The following is a 1,344-nucleotide window of genomic DNA, read 5'->3' as shown; positions in this document are numbered from 1 at the left end:
GAGAGTGTTCATCTAACTGTGTCACCTCATTGATTATCTAAGTTTCAGGTTCATACGGTCTTCAAAATAAATATGGAGCTGAGACGCGATAAGCGCCCAATTGTGCATGGGCTGACTCCATTTTTCCAGTACTTTTTGGCAGGCACAATAAATAAGCTTTATCAGTGCGTTTTCACTAGTGAAAGCACCTTTGTTTTTGGTGTACTTGCGAATTTGGCGATGGAAGCCCTCTACGATGTTCGTGGTGTAAATGATACGTCTTAGCTCTTCGGGGTATTTGAAGTATTGAGACAAAGCCTCCCAGTTATTATTCCATGACTTCATAACTGCTGGGTATTTCTTGCCCCATTTTTCCTCTAGTTCAAGCAAATGATGCTCAGCTAAATCTTTGCTAGAGGCCTTATACACAAGCTTTAAATCAGCCATGAATGCCTTTTGGTCTTTACTAACAACATACTTCAGGGAGTTTCGTATTTGGTGAACGACACACAGTTGGATTTCTGTTTTAGGAAAGACTTCAGCAATAGCCTCGGGAAAACCCTTAAGTCCATCGATACTCGCAATAAGAATATCTTCTACCCCTCGTGCCTTAAGGTCATTTAAGACACCAAGCCAAAACCGCGCGCCTTCAGTTTCTGACAAATAAAGCCCTAAAATATCTTTCTTGCCCTCAGGAGTAACGGCAAGGACCGTGTAAAATGCCTTACTTGTGACTTTGCCCTCAACACGTACTTTAAAATGCATCGCGTCTAAAAAGGCAATAGGATATATAGACTCTAAAGACCTATTGCGCCATTCGGTAATCATAGGCAACAATTTATCCGTGATTAGGCTTATTTTAGATGAAGATACGTCTAGACCATACATTTCAGCCAGGTGCTCACTAATGGCTTCATAGCTCATACCTAGGGCATATAACGCCAGCACTTTATTATCTAATGACTCATTCAATACTGTTTGACGCTTCTTAACAATTTCAGGCTCAAAAAGTCCTTCTCTGTCCCGTGGAGTATCTAATTCAAAAACACCAGTTGTAGATTTCATTAACTTGGATGTTTTGCCATTGCGACGATTGGTTAGGCCTGAATCATGACAATCAGAAATATGAGCCTCCATTTCACCTTCCAAGGCTGCTTCAAGTAGCTCTTTGATAAGAGGAGTTAAGATACCGTCTTTACCAGTAAGGGACTGGCCAGACTTTAATTGCGTTAAGGCTTCAGCCTTAAATTCATTGAAATCAAAATTGGATAAATCTATCTTTTTATTCTTACTCATGGGCACCTCTTTTAAGTGTTGAAATTATAACAAGTTAAAAGAGATGACACAGTTATTTAAACACTACCC

The 1,344-nt window shown here is 40.0% G+C and carries 1 protein-coding gene; it reads right to left on the bottom strand.

Annotated features, from left to right (window positions below):
- Positions 1-33: 33 nt before the first annotated feature.
- Positions 34-1,275, bottom strand: coding sequence for an IS256 family transposase (locus ACWTEW_RS30150; RefSeq protein ID WP_028378824.1), 1,242 nt, complete (start codon positions 1,273-1,275; stop codon positions 34-36).
- Positions 1,276-1,344: the final 69 nt, after the last annotated feature.

Source organism: Legionella stuttgartensis (assembly GCF_977063405.2).
This window is presented reverse-complemented; position numbering and strand designations above follow the sequence as displayed.